The 19,419-nt window shown below is 40.9% G+C and carries 24 protein-coding genes, 1 tRNA gene and 1 pseudogene; 19 read left to right on the top strand and 7 right to left on the bottom strand.

All coding sequences use genetic code 11. The features are described 5' to 3' along the window. Position 1: 1 nt before the first annotated feature. Positions 2-1,294: an HlyC/CorC family transporter gene (locus ACTQXY_RS03780; protein WP_441658340.1), complete on the bottom strand. Its 1,293-nt coding sequence runs from the start codon at positions 1,292-1,294 to the stop codon at positions 2-4. A gap of 151 nt (positions 1,295-1,445) precedes the next feature. Between ACTQXY_RS03780 and murB the strand changes: the two genes are divergently transcribed. From murB to ACTQXY_RS03815, 7 genes are all read left to right on the top strand, one after another. After that, entirely contained in the window at positions 1,446-2,357 is a 912-nt protein-coding gene (gene murB / locus ACTQXY_RS03785) for a UDP-N-acetylmuramate dehydrogenase (protein WP_441658341.1), read from the top strand. Between the two features lie 3 nt (positions 2,358-2,360). Beyond that, positions 2,361-3,236: an RNase adapter RapZ gene (gene rapZ, locus ACTQXY_RS03790; RefSeq protein WP_441658342.1), complete on the top strand. Its 876-nt coding sequence runs from the start codon at positions 2,361-2,363 to the stop codon at positions 3,234-3,236. A gap of 13 nt (positions 3,237-3,249) precedes the next feature. Then, the gene (gene whiA / locus ACTQXY_RS03795; protein ID WP_441658387.1) at positions 3,250-4,212 is read left to right on the top strand and encodes a DNA-binding protein WhiA; all 963 of its coding nucleotides are present in this window, start codon (positions 3,250-3,252) and stop codon (positions 4,210-4,212) included. Beyond that, positions 4,205-4,462, top strand: a complete 258-nt coding sequence (locus ACTQXY_RS03800) for an HPr family phosphocarrier protein (protein WP_441658343.1) — start codon at positions 4,205-4,207, stop codon at positions 4,460-4,462. Before whiA ends, ACTQXY_RS03800 begins: the two co-directional genes overlap by 8 nt. A 62-nt stretch (positions 4,463-4,524) precedes the next feature. Then, positions 4,525-5,484, top strand: a complete 960-nt coding sequence (locus ACTQXY_RS03805) for a YegS/Rv2252/BmrU family lipid kinase (protein WP_441658344.1) — start codon at positions 4,525-4,527, stop codon at positions 5,482-5,484. Positions 5,485-5,500: 16 nt separating this feature from the next. Continuing rightward, positions 5,501-6,871: a sodium-dependent transporter gene (locus tag ACTQXY_RS03810; RefSeq protein ID WP_441658345.1), complete on the top strand. Its 1,371-nt coding sequence runs from the start codon at positions 5,501-5,503 to the stop codon at positions 6,869-6,871. Positions 6,872-6,941: 70 nt separating this feature from the next. Then, a tRNA-Glu gene (locus ACTQXY_RS03815) sits at positions 6,942-7,013 on the top strand. Between the two features lie 90 nt (positions 7,014-7,103). On the opposite strand, the gene ACTQXY_RS03820 is transcribed toward ACTQXY_RS03815, so the two are convergent. The 5 genes from ACTQXY_RS03820 to ACTQXY_RS03840 form a co-directional block, all read right to left on the bottom strand. Further along, positions 7,104-8,228: a tyrosine-type recombinase/integrase gene (locus tag ACTQXY_RS03820; protein WP_441658346.1), complete on the bottom strand. Its 1,125-nt coding sequence runs from the start codon at positions 8,226-8,228 to the stop codon at positions 7,104-7,106. Positions 8,229-8,393: 165 nt separating this feature from the next. Then, positions 8,394-8,711, bottom strand: coding sequence for a DUF2085 domain-containing protein (locus ACTQXY_RS03825; protein WP_441658347.1), 318 nt, complete (start codon positions 8,709-8,711; stop codon positions 8,394-8,396). Between the two features lie 29 nt (positions 8,712-8,740). After that, positions 8,741-8,950 carry a hypothetical protein gene (locus ACTQXY_RS03830; protein WP_441658348.1) on the bottom strand — a complete coding sequence of 70 codons (210 nt, stop codon included), beginning with the start codon at positions 8,948-8,950 and terminating at the stop codon, positions 8,741-8,743. A 79-nt stretch (positions 8,951-9,029) separates the two neighbouring features. After that, positions 9,030-9,491 carry an ImmA/IrrE family metallo-endopeptidase gene (locus ACTQXY_RS03835; RefSeq protein WP_441658349.1) on the bottom strand — a complete coding sequence of 154 codons (462 nt, stop codon included), beginning with the start codon at positions 9,489-9,491 and terminating at the stop codon, positions 9,030-9,032. 11 nt (positions 9,492-9,502) lie between these two features. Continuing rightward, positions 9,503-9,955 (bottom strand): helix-turn-helix domain-containing protein, encoded by a 453-nt coding sequence (locus ACTQXY_RS03840; protein ID WP_441658350.1) that lies wholly within the window; start codon positions 9,953-9,955, stop codon positions 9,503-9,505. A gap of 162 nt (positions 9,956-10,117) precedes the next feature. On the opposite strand from ACTQXY_RS03840, the gene ACTQXY_RS03845 reads away from it, so the two are divergent. Next, positions 10,118-10,351 (top strand): helix-turn-helix domain-containing protein, encoded by a 234-nt coding sequence (locus ACTQXY_RS03845; protein ID WP_441658351.1) that lies wholly within the window; start codon positions 10,118-10,120, stop codon positions 10,349-10,351. A gap of 5 nt (positions 10,352-10,356) precedes the next feature. Then, a complete protein-coding gene (locus ACTQXY_RS03850; protein WP_441658352.1) occupies positions 10,357-10,503 on the top strand; it encodes a BC1881 family protein in 147 nt (48 codons plus the stop codon). Here the strand turns inward: ACTQXY_RS03850 and ACTQXY_RS03855 are convergent. Then, on the bottom strand, positions 10,500-10,706 hold the full coding sequence (locus ACTQXY_RS03855) for a KTSC domain-containing protein (RefSeq protein WP_441658353.1): 207 nt from the start codon (positions 10,704-10,706) through the stop codon (positions 10,500-10,502). The genes ACTQXY_RS03850 and ACTQXY_RS03855 overlap by 4 nt on opposite strands. 222 nt (positions 10,707-10,928) lie before the next feature. On the opposite strand from ACTQXY_RS03855, the gene ACTQXY_RS03860 reads away from it, so the two are divergent. From ACTQXY_RS03860 to ACTQXY_RS03905, 10 genes and pseudogenes are all read left to right on the top strand, one after another. Further along, positions 10,929-11,153 carry a carboxypeptidase gene (locus ACTQXY_RS03860; protein ID WP_441658354.1) on the top strand — a complete coding sequence of 75 codons (225 nt, stop codon included), beginning with the start codon at positions 10,929-10,931 and terminating at the stop codon, positions 11,151-11,153. Between the two features lie 102 nt (positions 11,154-11,255). After that, positions 11,256-11,702 (top strand): hypothetical protein, encoded by a 447-nt coding sequence (locus ACTQXY_RS03865; RefSeq protein WP_441658355.1) that lies wholly within the window; start codon positions 11,256-11,258, stop codon positions 11,700-11,702. After that, entirely contained in the window at positions 11,680-11,949 is a 270-nt protein-coding gene (locus ACTQXY_RS03870; RefSeq protein WP_441658356.1) for a hypothetical protein, read from the top strand. Before ACTQXY_RS03865 ends, ACTQXY_RS03870 begins: the two co-directional genes overlap by 23 nt. Before the next feature lie 23 nt (positions 11,950-11,972). Next, the gene (locus tag ACTQXY_RS03875; RefSeq protein ID WP_441658357.1) at positions 11,973-12,233 is read left to right on the top strand and encodes a hypothetical protein; all 261 of its coding nucleotides are present in this window, start codon (positions 11,973-11,975) and stop codon (positions 12,231-12,233) included. A gap of 117 nt (positions 12,234-12,350) precedes the next feature. Continuing rightward, the gene (locus ACTQXY_RS03880) at positions 12,351-12,575 is read left to right on the top strand and encodes a hypothetical protein (protein WP_441658358.1); all 225 of its coding nucleotides are present in this window, start codon (positions 12,351-12,353) and stop codon (positions 12,573-12,575) included. Between the two features lie 30 nt (positions 12,576-12,605). Then, complete coding sequence (locus tag ACTQXY_RS03885; protein ID WP_441658359.1) at positions 12,606-13,055, top strand: hypothetical protein; 450 nt, start codon at positions 12,606-12,608, stop codon at positions 13,053-13,055. Beyond that, positions 13,055-14,233 carry a DUF2800 domain-containing protein gene (locus ACTQXY_RS03890; protein WP_441658360.1) on the top strand — a complete coding sequence of 393 codons (1,179 nt, stop codon included), beginning with the start codon at positions 13,055-13,057 and terminating at the stop codon, positions 14,231-14,233. Before ACTQXY_RS03885 ends, ACTQXY_RS03890 begins: the two co-directional genes overlap by 1 nt. A gap of 2 nt (positions 14,234-14,235) precedes the next feature. Beyond that, a complete protein-coding gene (locus ACTQXY_RS03895; protein WP_441658361.1) occupies positions 14,236-14,865 on the top strand; it encodes an ssDNA-binding protein in 630 nt (209 codons plus the stop codon). A gap of 45 nt (positions 14,866-14,910) precedes the next feature. Continuing rightward, positions 14,911-16,909 (top strand): annotated as a pseudogene (locus ACTQXY_RS03900) (DNA polymerase). Positions 16,910-16,919: 10 nt separating this feature from the next. Further along, positions 16,920-19,319: a VapE domain-containing protein gene (locus tag ACTQXY_RS03905; protein ID WP_441658362.1), complete on the top strand. Its 2,400-nt coding sequence runs from the start codon at positions 16,920-16,922 to the stop codon at positions 19,317-19,319. The last annotated feature ends 100 nt before the right edge of the window (positions 19,320-19,419 follow it).

The following is a 19,419-nucleotide window of genomic DNA, read 5'->3' on the forward strand; positions in this document are numbered from 1 at the left end:
TCTAAATTTCATTATCATATTCAGAATCTTTTTTTTCATAAAAATTTGGGGGCAAATAAATATGAACCTTTTCTACACGGTTCTTGTCAAGTGAATCGACTACCATGCGAATTTCGTTTTCAGTAGTAATCTCGTCGCCTTCCTCCGGAAGACGATCAAGTTGTTCGATGATAAATCCACCAAGTGAGTCATAATCCTCAGATTTCAAATTCAAATCTAACCGATCGTTCAAGTCATCTAGATTCATAGAGCCCTCTACAACAAACTCTTCTCGATTAATCTCTTTTAAAAACTCTTCTTCATTCTCATCGTATTCATCTCGAATCTCTCCGACAATCTCTTCCAAAATATCCTCCAGAGTGATAAGTCCTGCTGTCTCGCCATACTCATCTAATACGATTGCAATGTTGAGAGATGCCTCTCGCATCTCCACGAGCAGTTCGGAGATACTTTTATACTCGTACGTGAAATATGCTTCGCGTAAAATATCACGGACATGAAATTCTTTTGTGTTATCGAATAAAAGAAGATCTTTCATATTAATTGTACCGATGACATTGTCAGTTGTCTCTTCATAGACCGGAAGACGAGTGAACTTGTCCTCCCGGAAAATGTCAAGCAGTTCATTATAAGTGCTTTCCACATCAGCAAATGTGACATGTACACGTGGAACCATGACATCTTTTGCCTTGGCATCTCCAAGGTCAAATACATTGTAAATCATCTCTTTTTCTTCGGACTCAATGAGCCCATCCTCATGGCTGACATCTACAATCGTTCGGAGCTCTGTCTCAGTCATCGTAGTGGCTTTTCCGTTCGGATTGACGCGGAGAATAAACAGGATACCACGCGAAAGCATATTTATAATAAAACTGATCGGAGTTAAGATTGTCATAATAAAATGAATTGGGTAGGCATATATTAAAGCGAGTGTGTCAGAGTGTAGCGTTGCAACTGTCTTTGGGGTGATCTCTCCGAAAATAAGAATCAATACAGTGATGATTCCGGTTGCGGCGGCAACTGCTGATCCACCGAAACTGTAGGCAATACTGGTTGTCAATGCTGAAGCAGATAGGTTTACAATGTTGTTGCCAATCAAAATTGCACTTAACATTTTCCCGGAATTGTCAGTCACCTTCAATGCCATTTTTGCACGTTTATTGCCTTCCTCTGCAAGAGAACGAAGACGAATCTTGTTTACCGTAGTCAATGAGGTCTCCGCTGAAGAAAAAAAAGCAGATAACCCTAAGAGAATAATTAAAATAATAATTTGTATGACGGCACTCGAGTCCAATGATAAATTCACTCCTTCTAAAATTTACATATTGGAATTAATATACCGCATTTTGACGGATTTTGCAAGTGCCCGTTGAATTTGTAGGAGGTTTGTTGTATGATGAAACAGGTATATAAATGAACACATAGAAGTGTATGGAGAATAGAGAATGAATTTGAATTTTTATGATAAATTGACAGAATATATAGAAGAAAAACGTATATATAAGGATGAACCGATGAGGAAACATACGACATTCCGCATAGGCGGTAACGCAGACTATTTTGTAGTTCCAAAGACTGAAGAGGAAATCAGGAATGTCATTTGTTTGTGCAAAGAAGAAAGAATGCCATATTATATTTTGGGAAATGGAAGCAATCTTTTAGTTAGTGACAAGGGATATCGGGGTGTAATCATTGAGATTTGCAAGAAGATGAATGAGATTTGCGTGGAAGGGAACTTCTTGAAAGTGCAGGCAGGTGCATTGTTATCCAAAGTAGGAAGTGCGGCACTGGATGCAGGGCTTGCAGGATTTGAGTTTGCATCCGGCATCCCAGGAACGATGGGTGGCGCTGTGTTTATGAATGCAGGAGCCTATGGCGGAGAGATGAAAGACATTTTGACAGAGGTGACTGTTTTAGATGAAAACAACGAGGTACGAGTTCTGAAAAAAGAAGAGTTGGAGCTTGGGTATCGGACAAGTATTGTCGCGAAAAAAGGATATGTTGTACTGTCAGCGAAAGTAGAACTGAAGAAAGGGGATCAAATGGAGATCCGAGAAAGGATGAACGAACTGAAAGTGCAAAGAACAACAAAGCAGCCGCTTGAGTACCCGAGTGCAGGAAGTACATTTAAGCGACCGGAAGGATATTTTGCGGGAAAATTGATTGCAGATGCAGGACTTCGTGGATTTCAGGTCGGAGGAGCACAGGTTTCTGAAAAACATTGTGGTTTTGTGATCAATAAGGAGAATGCCACAGCAGCCGATATCGTAGAGTTGATGAGACAGATTATAGAAAGAGTACAGACAGAGTTCGGCGTTAAATTAGAGCCGGAAGTAAAGAAGTTGGGAGAATTTTAAAGAATGAGATTTATAATTGTGACAGGAATGTCAGGGGCAGGAAAAAGTACAGCGTTAAAGATGCTTGAGGATGTGGGATATTTTTGTGTAGATAATTTGCCCGTACCGCTTGTCCCAAAGCTGGCAGAACTGTTGCGTGTTCCGAATTCAGAGATTAATAAGATTGCTCTTGGAATTGATATCAGAAGTGGACAGAAGTTCCCTGAATTGGAATGCATTTTAGAAGGATTTAAGAAAAGTGGAATGGATTATGAGATTCTGTTTTTGGATGCGAGCGACGACGTATTGATCAAACGCTATAAGGAGACGAGAAGAAATCATCCGCTAGCGGGAGACGGAAGAGTTGATAAAGGAATTCAAAAAGAGCGTGTCTATGTAGACCAGCTGAGACAGAAAGCGGACTATATAATAGATACGAGCCGACTGCTCACGCGCGAATTGAAGGTTGAATTGAACAAGATTTTTGTGGAAAATAAAGAGTTTAAGAATCTTTATGTGACTGTGCTGTCATTTGGATTTAAGTATGGTATTCCAAACGATGCGGATTTGGTATTTGACGTTCGGTTTCTGCCAAATCCATATTACTTAGAAGAGATGCGTCCAAAGACTGGAAATGATAAGGAAATTCGGGAATTTGTGATGAAGAATGAAAAATCAATTCAGTTTTTGGAAAAGCTTGAGGATATGGTTCGATTTTTAATTCCGAACTATATTATAGAAGGAAAACATCAACTAGTAATTGCCATAGGATGTACAGGAGGAAAGCATAGGTCTGTGACACTGGCAAATGAATTGTATGAAAAACTTTGCGAAGATGAAGATTATGGAATAAAAATAGAACATCGGGATATTGAGAAGGATGCAAAAAGAAAATTATAATGAAAGACAGGAAATGTCTTTTTCCGGAAAAATAAAAGAAGAACTTGCCAGACAATGGTCCGATGCCAGACATTGTCAAATCGCGGAACTGGCGGCAATTATCAGTATGTGCGGCAAGGTTGCAATTGATAGTAGGGAAAAATATTCGATTAAAGTGAGAACAGAAAATGTATCTGTTGCCAGAAAATACTTTACATTATTGAGAAAAACATTTAATATAGATACTGAAAATTCTGTCGCGAGAAATAAATCAAATGGAAGTATTTATTATACAGTCATTATAAAAAAACACGAGAGCGCAATCAAAGTACTTCAGGCGACTAAATTGATGAATGGAGCAGGAGAAATATCAGAGGAATTTTCGATTTCCAGAAATTTGCTGTTACGGCAAAGTTGCTGCAAAAGAGCGTTTATCAGAGGGGCGTTTTTGGCAGCTGGATCCATGAGTAACCCGGCAAAAGGATACCACTTGGAAATTGTGTGTGTGTCAGGGAAGAGAGCAGACCAGCTTAAGTCTGTCATTCATGCATTTGAGATTGAGGTAAAAGTTGTTATCCGAAAAAAAAACCATGTTGTATATTTAAAAGAGGGAGCTCAGATTGCTAATCTTTTAAATGTCATGGAAGCGTCGGTTGCATTGATGGAATTTGAAAATATACGGATTCTAAAGGATATGAGAAACACAGTGAATCGAAAGGTGAATTGTGAGACTGCCAATATTCATAAAACCGTATCTGCCGCGGTCAAACAGGTGGAAGATATTACATATATAAAAAATACAGTAGGCTTAGAAGAGTTGCCGGAGGGACTAGAAGAAATCGCAAAAGTAAGGCTGCAATATCCAGAGGCAACATTGAAGGAGCTTGGAGATTTACTGATTGTACCACTAGGGAAATCAGGGGTGAACCACAGGCTTAGAAAGCTCAGTAACATAGCAGAAAAGCTTAGGGAAAACAAGGAGGACAATTATGATTAGGAGAGAAGTAACTGTTAACTGTGTAGGTGGACTGGATGCACGCCCGATTGCGATGCTCGTACAAAAAGCAAGCCAGTTTGAAAGTAATGTATACATTGAAATTTTGGAACAGAAAAAGATCAATGCAAAAAGTATTATGGGTATGATGTCTTTAAATATTTCAGATGGTGAAGCGGTTACTGTTGTAACAGACGGAAAAGATGAACAAGAGGCAGCAAGTGCGATTGAAGAGTACTTAAGTAAACAATAAGGTGAAAAAGAGCATGAGAATGCTCTTTTTTAACACCATGACAGTAGGAGGAGGTACGAATCATGAAGAAATTGTTATTTGTATATAATCCAAATGCCGGAAAGGGCTTGTTGAGACCAAAAGTATCCGATATTGTGGACATTTTTGTGAAGTCTGGATATGAGATTACAATTTATCCTACACAGAGCTACCGCGATGCATATAAAAAAGTATGTGAACTAGAAGAAGAATACCAGCTTGTTGTGTGCAGCGGTGGTGATGGTACTATTGATGAAGTCGTAACAGGGATGATGCAGAGGGAACATAAGATTCCTATAGGCTATATTCCGACTGGAACGACGAATGACTTTGCAAACAGTCTGCATATTCCGAAGGATATTTTGATGGCAGCGCACACGTCTGTCAATGGGGCACCATTTGCGTGTGACATTGGAAGATTTAATGACGATATATTTGTGTATATAGCTGCATTTGGACTGTTTACAGATGTATCGTATCAGACAAAACAGAACGTAAAGAATGTGCTTGGTCATCTGGCATATGTGCTTGAAGGTGTGAAACGGCTGTATAACATTCCGTCCTATCATGTGAAGGTGACATATGAGGATCAGGTGATTGAAGAAAACTTTGTGTATGGTATGGTGACAAACTCAAGATCTGTCGGTGGTTTCCGCAATATCATCGGAAAGCATGTAGTGTTTGACGATGGGGAATTTGAAGTGACCTTGATCAAAAGCCCAAAGAATGCGTTGGAACTTCAGGAAATTGTAGCAGCGCTTCTGATTGAGCAGATTGATACAAAACATATGTATACATTCAAGACAAATCATATTACATTTGAATCATTAGAAGAAATTCCGTGGACACTGGATGGAGAATTTGGTGGTCAGCATGATTTTGTGCAGATTCACAACGAAAAGCAGGCGCTTCAGATTATGGTATCTCCTGAGCATATTTCGTCTCTGATGGAACATCCGGAGAAACTGAGTTTAGAGGTGTCAGAAGAAAAGACAGAAGAGTAGAAAGGGAAAAGTAAATATGGAAAAGAGAGAAAAGTTTTCGTCGAGACTTGGGTTTATCCTCATTTCGGCGGGCTGTGCAATTGGACTTGGGAATGTGTGGAGATTCCCTTATATTACAGGACAGTATGGTGGGGGCGCATTTGTACTGATTTATTTGTTTTTCTTATTGGTTCTTGGATTGCCGATTATTATTATGGAATTTGCAGTCGGACGTGCTAGTCAGAAAAGTGTTGCCCTATCATATGAGGTATTGGAACCAAAAGGAAGCAAATGGCATATTCACAAATATTTTGCAATCGCAGGGAATTTTCTTCTGATGATGTTTTACACAACAGTAGGAGGCTGGATGCTTGCATATTTCTTTAAGATGCTAAAAGGTGAGTTTGTTGGGGCTGACTCAGAGAAGATTGCCAATATTTTTGGAACGCTTACATCGAACCGCAACGAGATGATTTTCTGGATGGTCATTATCTCATTGCTTGGACTTGCAGTGTGTTCCCTTGGATTAGAAAAAGGTGTGGAAAAAATCACAAAAGCAATGATGGTCAGTTTGTTCTTTATTATGCTCGTGCTTGTAGTGAGAGCATTGACATTGCCAAATGCAATGGAAGGGTTGGAGTTCTATCTGAAACCGGATGTGTCCAAGATCAAAGAAGCTGGAATTGGAACGACTGTGTTTGCGGCGATGGGACAATCATTTTTTACTCTGAGTATCGGAATCGGGGCATTGGCAATCTTTGGAAGTTATATTGGAAAAGAGCGAGCGCTGACAGGCGAAGCAATCAGTGTAACAATTTTAGATACATCTGTTGCGATTATGGCGGGACTGATAATTTTCCCGGCATGTTTTGCATTCGGAATCAATCCGGGGGAAGGGCCGGGACTCGTATTTATTACACTGCCGAACGTATTCAATGAGATGGCGGGAGGACGTGTATGGGGAGCCCTGTTCTTCTTGTTCATGACATTTGCAGCATTGTCTACGGTTATTGCAGTGTTCCAAAATATTATTACATGTACCAGAGATCTTTGGGGATGGTCATTGAAAAAAGCGACATTGCTAAACGGAATTTTACTGATCATTTTAGGACTTCCGTGTGTGCTTGGTATGACAGACTGGGCAGCTTTCCAAATTGGTGGAAAAAATATCATGGATATAGAAGATTTTCTTGTAAGCAACAACCTGCTTCCGCTCGGTTCGCTTGTGTATCTGTTGTTCTGTGTGACAAGATACGGATGGGGATGGGATAACTTCCTGAAGGAAGCCAATACTGGAGAAGGAATTAAATTCCCGGGTGGAAAGGTGTTTAAGTTCTATTTGACCTATATTTTACCGTTGGTAGTATTGTTTATCTTTGTGCAAGGATATATCACGATGATTAAGTAATTGAAAAAAATTAAAAAAGTACTTGTATATTTGGCGGTAATACGTTATAATATACAAGTACGAGTGATACGGCTCCATGGTCAAGCGGTTAAGACGCTAGCCTCTCACGCTGGAATCAGGGGTTCGATTCCCCTTGGAGTCATTTAATATAACTGCTACTATCCTTTAAAATCAAGGGATTTAGCAGTTTTTTCTTTGCTTAAAATTAGAAAAGGGGCAGAAAAGAGGGCATTTACATTATTTTTATTTTTGCAATCTGTTCATAATCATTCTGCCGAATCTTTTTTGTTACATGAAGATAAACAGCTTTTGTGATTTGACTGTCTTCGTGTCCTAGCCTTCTTGTAATAGTTTCAAGTGGTACATTGCGTTCTGCCAGCATACAGGTATGTGTGTGTCTTAAAATGTGAGGTGTAATTTTCTTTCTTCCGAGTATTCGTAACCCATTTTCTTTTAAGTATGAGTTGTATGTATAATATTGTATGTAATGCTCACCTCTTGTAGATGACATGAATAATCCTGTCCTGTAACCTTCTGTCATTTGCTGACAAAGCATATATTCTCGTATTTCTCGGCAAACAGCATACAATTCATCTTGCATGTAAACATCACGAAAGGATGCTTCTGATTTAGGTAGGCTCGAAACAAGATTATTTGAATCATATGTCTTTGTAATGTGTATCAGCCTTTCTTTGAAATCAATATCTTTTGCTTCTAATGCAATTGCTTCCCCGATCCGGATACCTGATAAAGCTAAAAATTTCGTAAGCAGCTTCCAAATTACAACATTCATGCCTTTCACAAGGGAGATGTACTCATCTGTTTCCAAAAATTTATCCTCGATTTTTTCTCTGTACGTTCTGTCTGGAAGAGGTGTAAGTTTTTCCAGATAAGCAATATCATCTATAAAATCATTGTTGTAACCCCAACGTAGAATAGACTTGAACCGCTTCATACGCTCGTTTATGGTGCTATTTTCCTCATCAGCTACTAGTAACCTGTCTTTAATGAATGGGGCACTTAAACTCGTTAATAGTGTGTCTGCGCCTAACTTCTTTTCCATAGCCTTTGCGGTAAATGTGTTTCTTCGGCACGTTGATTTCTTCAATGTTTTTTCTTGTTCGGCAATATACGCCTTTGTCAGATCTGCTACAGTGAGATTTTTCGAATATTCTCTTGTTAGGCTACTAGAAAGTTTTTCTGATATGCGTTCCTGTAAAATTCCCTCTGCCTGTTTTCGTGCGCTTCGAGTATCTTTTTCCATTGTAACAGATACTTTATTCTCCTTTCCTGTAAGTGGGTTTCTGTATCGCTCCACAAATTTTACCTTTCCATTTGGTTGTTGCTCTGACCACATAAAAATCATCTTCCTTTCTTTAAAAATGTATAAAAATAACACCCAACGAAAATATGTTCCGTTGACGGGTGTCTCCGAAGATGATACAATATATTTGTTCAGAATAAGAGTACATCTTCGGATGTATAGAGACCGTTCGGTATTGGCGTACCGGGCGGTTTTTAGTTATATTAATTCAATATTTCTTATTAATTTTACAACAAAAGACATGAAAGCAAAACCATATAGAAAACCGGTTATAATGCGTTTTAAGTTATTGGATTCATAATTTGTAAAGTACTGCACAGTACCATCAACGGCAAGTGGTAAAATCAATACAGCTATTTTAAAACTAAAAGTATGAAAAGGCATTACAATAAGAGCGATTAGATGCCCTAATGCAATTCCGGTGCATCTAGCGCAAATAGGTAATTGATACCCTTTTATAAAAAAGCTGCGATTAGGCATTTGGTGACACCCACAGTATTTTTTGCACCATTCCATTGACTTTATCCAATAATGTTCTTTAGTTGTCATACTTTAAATTTATTGCCACAATCTTGGCAAACCCAATAGTTTGTTGAGTTAATTTGCTTTCCTTTCCCACAGGCTCCACATAAAATTCCTATTGGTCCCAATAAGACCGCTCCGCAACAACCTTTTCCAGCTGAAAAATCTTTACCTTTTGATGTTGTTTCGGAAATAACTTGGCAGTGTTCTCCACCACATTTTGGACATCTCATATTTTGTTTCCTCTCTTTCTCTTTAGCTCACATCTTTAGGGGAACCACCCCTTTATATAACGCCGTAGCGGTTATATCATTAAACTCTTTCTCCAACAGTTAAGTTGGGAATAAAATAAATTACATAATTATCTAGTGTTGTGTAGACACCGTATTTATTGCGATAGCACTCAATTGCTTCATGTAAAAATTCTTCGGTCACTTCCAAGTATTCGGCAATTTCGTGCATATCTTGGCAACCAGCTTCAAAAGCTCGGATGATGCCAGCCAATCCTATTTGTTTGTTATAAGCCCATAATCTTGCTTGACGTTCCTGTTTCCGATTCTGAGCATCTGTCATGTCGACAATATTTCCAACGGTAGTGTAATGGTGTCCAAGTTCTTCTGCGAGGACACAGGCTTTTTCGATAGAATTATCAATATCTGCACTTATTCCGATTTTATTTCCTTTACATAATCCCTTTGCTTTTGACTTAAATTGTTTTTCTATAACGATGATATTTTCATCAGATGAAGATAGTAGCTGTTCATATACATTCATCTTTCTCACCTCTACAGTTCGTCTAAATCTTCTTTCATTAATTTCTGTTGTTCTTCGTCATCGGCAAAGTCATTGTGTGCAGCTTCGACTTTTAGATGTTGTGTGAGCTTAACGATGTTATTTTTTTCTATTAAATCAGTAGAACGCTCCCACTCTTTTTGAAGTGTGAAATCTACCATTTCTTTGCCGTGGTCATCGAGAGCACGGTATTTTTTTATGATATTTTCAAATTCCTCGATGGTTGTTTTGTCTTTATGTTTCAGTTCTCTCATTTCATCTTGATATAAAAAATTCGCATCTACATCAAGCGCATCTGCAATTTCTCCGACCTTTGCCGCTGTTGGTTCTCGATTTTTTTCGTAACCAGTAATAGTTGTTTTTGCAACACCAATAAGAGAGCCTAATTGCTCCTGAGTAATTCCTTTATTTTTTCTAGCCTCTTTAATTCTATCATGTAAAGACATATCTTGCACCTCCTTATAAATAGAGAATAGCACATAAATATCAATCTATCAATATAAAAGTTTTCAAAACTCAAACTTTTTTTATTTTTAAGTATTGATAAAAACTCGAAACTCGATTATCATATAATTAAAGTTCGAGAAATGAGTTTTGGAGGTGAAAAGATGAGTGTCAGGGATTATAATCTCGTACTTCCTCAAAATATAATTCGCATTATTAACGACAGAGGAATGAAACAATGTGCTGTAGCGAATAAAGCAGGATTTAGCAAACAACAATTCAGCGATATGCTGAATGGGCGAAAAATAATTAAGCCATGTGATGCACTTGCAATTGCAGATGCGCTTGAAATTACAATGAATGAATTATATGCAGTGGAAAGAATGAAAGGAGAGTGAGAGAGATGGACTTACTAAAAAGTGTTAAAACGGTTGAACTAGTTGAAGAGTTGAAAAAGCGTGAAGGCGTTAGAACAGAATACGCCGAACCGCATACTGATAAAAAAATCAACATAAACGGTCCAGCTGAAATCTTAATCATTATTGATTAACCGATACGTCTATATGGATAAACACCTTTCACATGGGAAGCTAAATAACTACCGTGCGAAGAAGCAGACATAAGACCACGATAAACAGATTCTGGCACTCCAGAATAGGCATATAATCCGCCACGATTAAATGCAACATAGAGTGTTCCGTTTTCGTATCCAATACTGGAAATATTGGAAGATGATACTGGTGTCATGTTCATGGTATCACCACCTTTCATAATTATTCGAATACTTGTTCTGATAATTATGGTAGACCACAATATGTAGAAAGTCAATATAAAAGTAGTAAAAAAACAATATAAAGTACAAAACATACGTTTATGCACAAAATATTGTCTAAGTCAATAAACGGTTTATAAAAAGTATGTGATTATTTTATAAAAAATGCAACATATAACATTTGAACTAGAAGAGAAAGGGGAGTGATAGAAGTGATTAGACCAGATGGAGCAAAAAGTGCCAAAGTTATTCAGGTTATCGAAACAAGAGCGAAAAGAGGATTGGGGACAGAAAAAGACCCAGTACGTGAGGTGATACAATACTGGGACTTTGACGGGAATTTTCTTGCAGAGATGGATGAAGAGCATAATATTCCGATTATCAATTATGAAGCAAATGCTATAAGAGAGTCTATTTCTTCGGTGTAGACAATAAATTTTCAGCCATGCGATATGCAAGTTCTGAATCTATGTATGAAACTGCATAATGAGACAAGCATTGAGTATTTCTTAGAGTAGGAGGTGAGAAGAATGAGTGGTTATAAAATGTCGAATGACGCGGTGGTTTTGAATTATACAAAAGATAACGCAGTGTCTTTCTTATGTCAGGCTATGCTTGATGAAACTTTGAGATTGCGAAAGTGTACTCGAAGAAAAGAAAGAGATTCCATAAGAAATTTTATTACAGAATCTTTTCGAATACTTGTTACAGATATTCAAGATACAGAAAATCAAGAAAAGCATTTAGATGATACGATGCTAGAGAAGCAAAAGCCCAATAGCACGGAGAGGGGCATTTATGAAGAGCCGGAAAATTCAGCAAAGGCAAATCTGACACTTACAAAAATCACAGATGAATATGCTGAATGTGATGTGAGATTGGTAGCAGGGAAAGAAAGCGGGATAGGAGGTGGACAAGATGCTATACATGGAGCAGATAAGAGGGTATCCGTATATGAGAAAAAAGCAACTCATTGAGGAATTTCAAGTATCTAGGGCTTTTGTAGATGAAAAGGTCAGAGGTATGCAAAGTGAAATTGAAAAAGGAAGATATAGCCCATACGTAATTTTAGACACAATGATTAATGTGTATGCGTTTATGGATTATATAAAATATGGGAAATTATTAAAAGATAAAAATGCAAGGAAATATCTTCCTGATTTCAAGCCAAGTGAACTTATGGAATTGTGTGGATATCAGCAAAAAATTGCACAAATAGAATAGAGCAAAGAAAAGGAGAAGGAAAGATGGAAGAAATTAGAACAGAGGAGCAGATGAAGGAGATTCAGGAGGCGATTACATATTGTCATGAACTGCTTGAGAGTAATGAGATGTTAGAGAAGAGAAATCAAGCAATGCTGAAAAAGATACGACAGGAAAAGAAGGACAAGCTGAAAGCCGAGTTATGCTGCAAGATATATGCAATCATAGCAGTTGTGGCTACGATCTTTGGATTTGGAATGGTGGTTGGAAGATGTCTTACGTTTTTAACTACAATGGGATTCTAAAAAAGAGCACCCACGTGAGCCGGCAAGCTCGGGTACTCGGATAATAAACCAATTAAATTGTAGAGGATTTTGGAGGAAAAGTCAATTGATTAAAGCAGAATACAAAAAAATGAAGCAATGGAGTTAAAGATATCCGGTGACTTGGAGACTATTTGGTGTGAAACACTCGAGATTTTGAAAAATTTTCACGCATCAATTTCTAGAACAATGAGTAAGGCGGAGGCAGATTCATTTATTGATTCTTTAGCATTTTTAAGTAAGTTATCAAGTGGGGAATTTGAAGGAAACGCTGGAGAGGTACTTCTTGGCAAATTTTTAAGAGAGAGAAATAGTAACAATTAACCATACATATAAGAAAGAGAGGAAACGTAAATGAGTTTAGAAGTAACAATCAATGTACCAGGATTAAAAGAATTATCAGAGGCACTTATGCAGCTGGCAGTTGCAATGGGAGGAAAATCTGTACAAATGGACGGGGCAGCTGTCGGACAAGCCGTACACAAACAGCAGAGTACGGAAGAAGCTCCTTGGGGGAATGCATCCGTTCCACAGCAGAACACAACGGGGACCGTACCAACTCCTTCAGTACCAGTACAAGCATCAGCACAGTCAGTGCAGGCACCTGCAGCAGTACCGACATCTGAACCGACGTATACAAGAGATGATCTGTCTAAGGCAGCCATGCAGCTGATGGACAAGGGGATGCAGGCGCAGCTTATGCAGCTGATCCAAAGCTTCGGAGTAGCATCTTTGATGGAGCTTTCACCGGAACATTATGGGAACTTTGCGACAGGACTTCGCGGAATGGGGGCGCAGATCTAATGAGCCATCAGGAGAGAACACATGCGGTCTTAAGTGCGTCGGGAGCACATCGATGGCTCCTGTGCACTCCGAGTGCAAGACTGGAAGAACAGTTTCCGGATACCACATCAGACGCGGCCAAAGAAGGAACCCTGGCACATGAGCTGGCCGAGATGAAACTGAGACATTATTTTCAGACAAAAGAGTTTGGAAAACGGAAATATAACGCCGAGGTTAAAAAGCTGAAAACCGAAGAGCTGTGGCAGGATGAAATGGACGGTTATACAGAAATCTATAAGGATTACATTAAAACGCTTGCGCTTTCATTTCCGGCAGAGCCTTATTCGGCGATTGAAAAGCGGGTGGATTTTAGTCAGTATGTTCCGGATGGATTTGGAACTGCAGACTGCATCCTGTTAAGTGGTAATACGTTGCACGTAATTGACCTCAAGTATGGAAAAGGGGTGCCGGTTAGCGCAGAAGAAAATCCACAGATGATGCTGTATGCGCTCGGCGCATATCAGGCGTACAGTTTCTTATACGACATTCGGAGCATCCATCTTGTGATCATTCAGCCTAGGCTAGACAGTATTTCAGAATGGGAATGTTCATTAGGGGAATTACTTGAATTTGCAGAATATGTAAAGGATCGTGCGAAACTGGCAATCAATGGAGAGGGAGAGTTCTGCCCAGGAGAAAAACAGTGTCGGTTCTGCAGGGCAAAAGCACAGTGCAGGGCAAGGGCAGAAGAAAACGTAAAGCTGGCTTTTAGCCAGGATAAAGGAAAACTTCCGCCGCTGATCAGTAATGAGGAAATGGGAAAATATCTTTCCACCGGGGAAGATGTGGCAAAGTGGCTTTCAGACTTAAAAGAACATGCACTGAAAGAATGCCTTGCGGGAAACGAAGTAGCAGGATGGAAGGCAGTAGAGGGAAGAGGATCCAGAGAATGGACCGATATGGAGGCAGCATTTGAAGTGTTGAAGGAAAAAGGAATTGCAGAAGAAATTCTGTACGAAAAGAAAGCATTAACACTTGCACAGGTAGAAAAGACAATCGGGAAGAAAGATTTTACAGAGATGGTGGGCAGTATGGTCATAAAAAATCCAGGCAAGCCGACCCTTGTGAAGGAGTCCGATAAACGAGAAGCAATTACAAATAAAATCACAGCCGAAAAGGCATTTCAGGAGGAGCAATAATCATGGAAAATTTAACAAACGTAACAACAGGAAAAGTAAGATTATCATATGTACATGTATTCAAACCATACGCGTATCAGCCGGGACAGGAAGAAAAATTTCAGGTAACCATCTTGGTACCAAAGACAGATATGGATACGATGAACCGGATCAATGCAGCAATTGAAGCTGCTAAGCAGAGAGGGGTTTCAGATAAATGGAACGGAGTGTGTCCTCCAATCGTTCCGACTCCGGTATACGACGGAGATGGAGTGAGACCATCAGACGGGATGGCATTTGGTCCGGAATGCAAAGGACACTGGGTATTCACTGCAAGTGCAAAAGCTGATTATCCACCGGAAGTTGTAGACGCGAATCTGAATCCGATTATCAATCAGTCAGAGATTTACAGTGGTATCTATGCAAGAGTGAATGTGAATTTCTTCCCATATGCATTCGGAGGCAAGAAAGGAATCGGATGCGGACTAGGTCCGGTGCAGAAGCTTGCAGATGGAGAAGCATTAGGAGGAAGTGCACCGACAGCTTCACAAGCTTTTGGAGCACCTGCACCTCAGCAGACTGCAGCGCAAGAAACGCAGCAATATCAGCAGACACAACCTACAATAAATCCGATTACCGGATTACCAATGTAGGATATTTAGGGGCGTATGCCCCTTTTCGTAACAGGAGGGACGCAGATGTTAAGGCATTTGAGTATAGACATTGAAACAAAGAGCAGCGTGGATATCGGAAAAGCCGGATTGTACAGATATGCACAGTCAGAAGATTTTGAAGTGTTATTGTTTGCTTATCAGATGGATGATGGAGAAGTTGAGCTTGTGGATTTGGCACAGGGAGAGCAGATCCCGGAAAATGTACAGCTGATGCTGAAAGATGTGGCTGTTGTAAAACATGCATACAATGCAGCGTTTGAATGGTATTGCCTGAATCGTGCCGGTTACGAGACACCATTAGAACAGTGGAGATGTACTATGATACATGGACTGTATTGTGGTTACACAGCCGGACTGGATGCGACCGGAAAGGCAATCGGACTTCCGCAGGACAAGCAGAAACTGACAACCGGAAAAGCATTGATCCGGTACTTCTGCGTTCCATGTAAACCGACAAAGAGCAATGGAAATCGGACATGGAATCTCCCGAGACATGCACCGGAGAAATGGGAATTGTTCAAGGAATACTGCAAACAGGACGTGGTAACAGAGCGTGCAATATTAAAACGCCTGAATTATTTTCCGGTTCCGGAAGAAGAACAGGAGTTATGGCAGCAGGATATCCGGATGAACGCCTTTGGTGTGCGCGTGGATTCGAAACTGATTGAAGGAGCCCTGACGATAGACGGAGTGAGCAGTGCGGAGCTGACAGAAGAGGCGATCAATATTACAGGACTGCAGAATCCAAACAGTACAGCACAGTTGAAAGTATGGGTGGAAAAAGAACTTTCAGACAGCTTAGAGATGGATGTGGAACTTCCGGGACTGCGGAAAGAAGATGTCTCCATGCTTTTGGAAAGAAACGATCTCCCAAAAGAAATAAGGCGAGTTCTTGAGATTCGTCAGCAGCTTGGGAAAACATCTATCAAGAAATATGTGGCGATGGAAACGGCCAAGGGTGCAGATGAGCGCGTACGCGGTCTGACACAGTATTATGGGGCGAATCGAACCGGAAGATGGGCGGGACGGCTTGTGCAGTTACAGAATCTTCCAAGAAATTATTTGAAGACATTGGACTATGCAAGGCAACTTGTAAAGGAAAAGAATTATGACGGGATAAGGTTCTTGTATGGAAATGTTCCGGACACGCTTTCCCAACTGATCAGAACAGCCTTTATCCCATCGAAGGGACATAAATTTGTAGTTGCCGATTTCTCTGCGATTGAGGCACGCGTGATCGCATGGCTTGCAGGGGAACAGTGGGTAAACGAAGTATTTGCTACTCACGGAAAGATTTATGAAGCAACAGCATCTCAGATGTTCCATGTACCGATTGAAAAGATTGTAAAAGGAAACCCTGAGTACAGTCTGAGACAAAAAGGGAAGGTTGCGACACTTGCGCTTGGATACCAGGGAGGAACAGCTGCGCTGATCGCGATGGGAGCATTGAACATGGGACTGGCAGAAGAGGAGCTTCCGGATATTGTGCAGAGATGGAGAAATGCGAATCCGAGAATCCGAGATTTGTGGTATGCGGTGGAACAGGCAGCGCTTACAACGATGCAGACGGCTCAGCCACAGGGCATCAACGGTTTGATTTTCCGGTATGAGGGAGAGCTGATGTATGGACAGAGCTTCCTGACAGTACAATTGCCAAGTGGGCGAAAACTTTTTTATCCGAAACCGTTCTTAAAGGAAAATCAGTTCGGAAAGATGGCAATCCATTATTATACAGTCGGACAGCAGACAAAAAAATGGGAAGTGGCATCTACTTATGGAGGAAAAATGACGGAAAATATCGTGCAGGCAATCGCAAGGGACTGTTTAGCTGAAACCCTCAGAAGGATTGAGCAATTAGGCTTGCAGGTCGTATTCCACGTACATGACGAGGTTATCATTGATGCGCCGATGGAAGTAACGGCGGAACAAATCTGTGACTTGATGGCGGAACCAATCAGCTGGGCACCGGGGGTTGCTCTTAAAGGGAGCCGGATTTGAAAGCAGTTATTATATGAAAGACTAGGAGGAAACAGATGGATTACAATAGAAAATTATGGATCAGCACGGCCGGAACCAGAAAGGCAACGTACTGGCCGAAGAATGAAATCATGTGGTCTGATTTTGTGGACCGTCTGGAAAATCCGGTGAGAAGTTCTGAAACAATGGAGGAATATCTGGCGCTGGGGAAAAGCCAGCAGGCGGAATTGAAGGATGTAGGAGGATTCGTAGGCGGCACCTTTATCAATGACAGGAGAAAGAGCTCTTATGTACAAGGAAGGGATATTTTGACTTTGGATATGGATAATATCCCCGCAGGACAGACTGATGAAATATTGAAAAGAGTATCAGGGCTTGGATGTGCGGCTGCAGTCTACAGTACAAGGAAACATACAGGATATGCGCCAAGACTGAGGGTGCTGATCCCATTAGACAGGACAGCTACCTCTGATGAATATGAGCCGGCAGCAAGAAAAGCAGCAGCGCTGATCGGGATCGAGTTCTGTGATCCAACGACATTTGACGCAAGCCGGCTGATGTACTGGCCAAGTTGTTGCAGTGATGGGGAGTATATCTGTAAGAGTTATGACCATCCGTTCTGCAGTCTGGACGGATTGCTCGGGATGTATCAGGACTGGAAGTGCGTGAGCGAGTGGCCGCAGGTACCGGGAAGTGATGCGATCGAGCGCAGAAGACTTGCAAGGCAGGAGAACCCGCTAGAGAAAAAAGGAATCATTGGGGCGTTCTGCCGCACTTATACGGTCACGCAGGCAATGGAGAAATTTATCCCTGGCATGTATGAGACAACGGATATTCCTGGGAGATATACATACACTGGTGGATCCACAACAGGCGGGGCGATCCTGTACGATGGCGATCTGTTCTTATATTCCCATCATGCAACGGATCCATGTTCCGGACAGCTTGTGAATGCGTTTGATTTGATTAGGCTACACATGTTCTCTGACAGGGATAAAGAAGCAAAAGAGGCAACTCCGGTGAATAAGCTTCCTTCTTTTCAAGCGATGTCAAAACTTGCAAGGGAAGACAAGACAGTGTCCGGTCTTGTTGTAAAAGAAAAGTTTGAACAGGCAAAAGAAGTCTCCGGCATGAATCCGGCGGAGGACGAAAACGTGGACTGGGTCTTAAGACTTACAAGAGACGGAAATAACAGGATTGAAAAAACAATCAATAACGTGACCATGATCCTGGAGAATGACCCTTTTTTGAAAGGAAAGATTGTGACAGATGAGTTTGCAAGCTGCGGCATGGTGCGCGGGAGCCTTCCGTGGAACCAGAGAGAGGGAAAGCGGAGGTGGGAAGATGTGGACTATGCCGGATATTATCGTTATATGGAGACGTTTTACGGGATTACAGGCAAGGAAAAGCTGGACAATGGTCTTCTGATCGTCAGCAGCCAGAACAAAGTCAATGAGGTGAAGGAATACCTGATAAGTCTCAAATGGGACGGTGTGAAGCGGGTGGATACGCTTCTTTCAGATTATCTTGGGGCTGACGATAACCTCTATACGCGCGCAGTAATACGGAAATCATTGTGTGCTGCAGTGGCAAGGGGAATCTTAGGCGGCGTGAAGTATGATTATATGCCGATTTTTGCCGGACCGCAGGGGATTGGAAAGAGTACATTTCTTGCAATCCTTGGAAGAGAGTGGTTTTCTGATTCCCTCACAAGTTTCGAAGGAAAAGAGTCGGCGGAGCTGATACAGGGAACTTGGATCAATGAGGTCGGGGAACTGACGGCGATGACGAAGCAGGAGACTAGTGCGGTCAAACAGTTTCTGAGCAAGACGCATGATATCTATAGGGCCGCTTATGGCCGTACAACGAATAAATATCCAAGACGGTGCGTATTCTTCGGTACAAGCAACGACAGCGAGTTTTTAAAGGATTCCACGGGGAACAGAAGGTTCTGGCCGGTAGATGTAGGAGAACATAAAGCAAAGAAATCAGTATGGCAGCAACTCCCTTTGGAAGTGGATCAGATATGGGCAGAAGCCTATATGTACTGGGCAATGGGGGAAGACTTATTTTTACCGAAAGAGATTGAAAAACTGGCAGAAGAACAGCAGGAAAAACACAGGGAGTCTTTTGCAAAAGAAGGTGTAATAAGGGAATTTTTGGATAGAAAAATCCCAGCAGACTGGAATAGCATGAACCTATTGCAGAGGCGGCAGTACCTCCAGGGAGGGATGCAGACAGCAGAAAAACAGGTTCTGGTAGACCGGGAAAAAGTATGTGCTGCAGAGATTTGGCAGGAATGTTTTGGAAGTGATATCAAGTACATGGGAAAAAGAGACAGTATGGAGATCAATAATATTTTATCTGGAATATCAGGATGGAAAAGGAACCGGTCTTCGCAGAGATATGGCTTTTACGGAACTCAAAGAGGGTTTGAAAGGGTGTCAACAATGTAGAATGACACCTGTATACAAAGTCTGAAATTGTCAACAAAGGGATAAAAAATGCAAAAAATTAGAAAAATCACGAGTTTGTTCACATGTTAACAGGATTGTT

The organism is Faecalimonas sp. LCP19S3_D12 (assembly GCF_052121495.1).
GTDB lineage: Bacteria > Bacillota > Clostridia > Lachnospirales > Lachnospiraceae > Faecalimonas.

Coding starts and splice junctions, on each gene's coding strand:
- murB (WP_441658341.1), top strand. CDS start 1,446: ATGAATTTGAATTTTTATGATAAATTGACAGAATATATAGAAGAAAAA.
- rapZ (WP_441658342.1), top strand. CDS start 2,361: ATGAGATTTATAATTGTGACAGGAATGTCAGGGGCAGGAAAAAGTACA.
- whiA (WP_441658387.1), top strand. CDS start 3,250: ATGTCTTTTTCCGGAAAAATAAAAGAAGAACTTGCCAGACAATGGTCC.
- ACTQXY_RS03800 (WP_441658343.1), top strand. CDS start 4,205: ATGATTAGGAGAGAAGTAACTGTTAACTGTGTAGGTGGACTGGATGCA.
- ACTQXY_RS03805 (WP_441658344.1), top strand. CDS start 4,525: ATGAAGAAATTGTTATTTGTATATAATCCAAATGCCGGAAAGGGCTTG.
- ACTQXY_RS03810 (WP_441658345.1), top strand. CDS start 5,501: ATGGAAAAGAGAGAAAAGTTTTCGTCGAGACTTGGGTTTATCCTCATT.
- ACTQXY_RS03820 (WP_441658346.1), bottom strand. CDS start 8,228: ATGTGGTCAGAGCAACAACCAAATGGAAAGGTAAAATTTGTGGAGCGA.
- ACTQXY_RS03825 (WP_441658347.1), bottom strand. CDS start 8,711: ATGGAATGGTGCAAAAAATACTGTGGGTGTCACCAAATGCCTAATCGC.
- ACTQXY_RS03830 (WP_441658348.1), bottom strand. CDS start 8,950: ATGAGATGTCCAAAATGTGGTGGAGAACACTGCCAAGTTATTTCCGAA.
- ACTQXY_RS03835 (WP_441658349.1), bottom strand. CDS start 9,491: ATGAATGTATATGAACAGCTACTATCTTCATCTGATGAAAATATCATC.
- ACTQXY_RS03840 (WP_441658350.1), bottom strand. CDS start 9,955: ATGTCTTTACATGATAGAATTAAAGAGGCTAGAAAAAATAAAGGAATT.
- ACTQXY_RS03845 (WP_441658351.1), top strand. CDS start 10,118: ATGAGTGTCAGGGATTATAATCTCGTACTTCCTCAAAATATAATTCGC.
- ACTQXY_RS03850 (WP_441658352.1), top strand. CDS start 10,357: ATGGACTTACTAAAAAGTGTTAAAACGGTTGAACTAGTTGAAGAGTTG.
- ACTQXY_RS03855 (WP_441658353.1), bottom strand. CDS start 10,706: ATGAACATGACACCAGTATCATCTTCCAATATTTCCAGTATTGGATAC.
- ACTQXY_RS03865 (WP_441658355.1), top strand. CDS start 11,256: ATGAGTGGTTATAAAATGTCGAATGACGCGGTGGTTTTGAATTATACA.
- ACTQXY_RS03870 (WP_441658356.1), top strand. CDS start 11,680: ATGAGAAAAAAGCAACTCATTGAGGAATTTCAAGTATCTAGGGCTTTT.
- ACTQXY_RS03875 (WP_441658357.1), top strand. CDS start 11,973: ATGGAAGAAATTAGAACAGAGGAGCAGATGAAGGAGATTCAGGAGGCG.
- ACTQXY_RS03880 (WP_441658358.1), top strand. CDS start 12,351: ATGGAGTTAAAGATATCCGGTGACTTGGAGACTATTTGGTGTGAAACA.
- ACTQXY_RS03885 (WP_441658359.1), top strand. CDS start 12,606: ATGAGTTTAGAAGTAACAATCAATGTACCAGGATTAAAAGAATTATCA.
- ACTQXY_RS03890 (WP_441658360.1), top strand. CDS start 13,055: ATGAGCCATCAGGAGAGAACACATGCGGTCTTAAGTGCGTCGGGAGCA.
- ACTQXY_RS03895 (WP_441658361.1), top strand. CDS start 14,236: ATGGAAAATTTAACAAACGTAACAACAGGAAAAGTAAGATTATCATAT.
- ACTQXY_RS03905 (WP_441658362.1), top strand. CDS start 16,920: ATGGATTACAATAGAAAATTATGGATCAGCACGGCCGGAACCAGAAAG.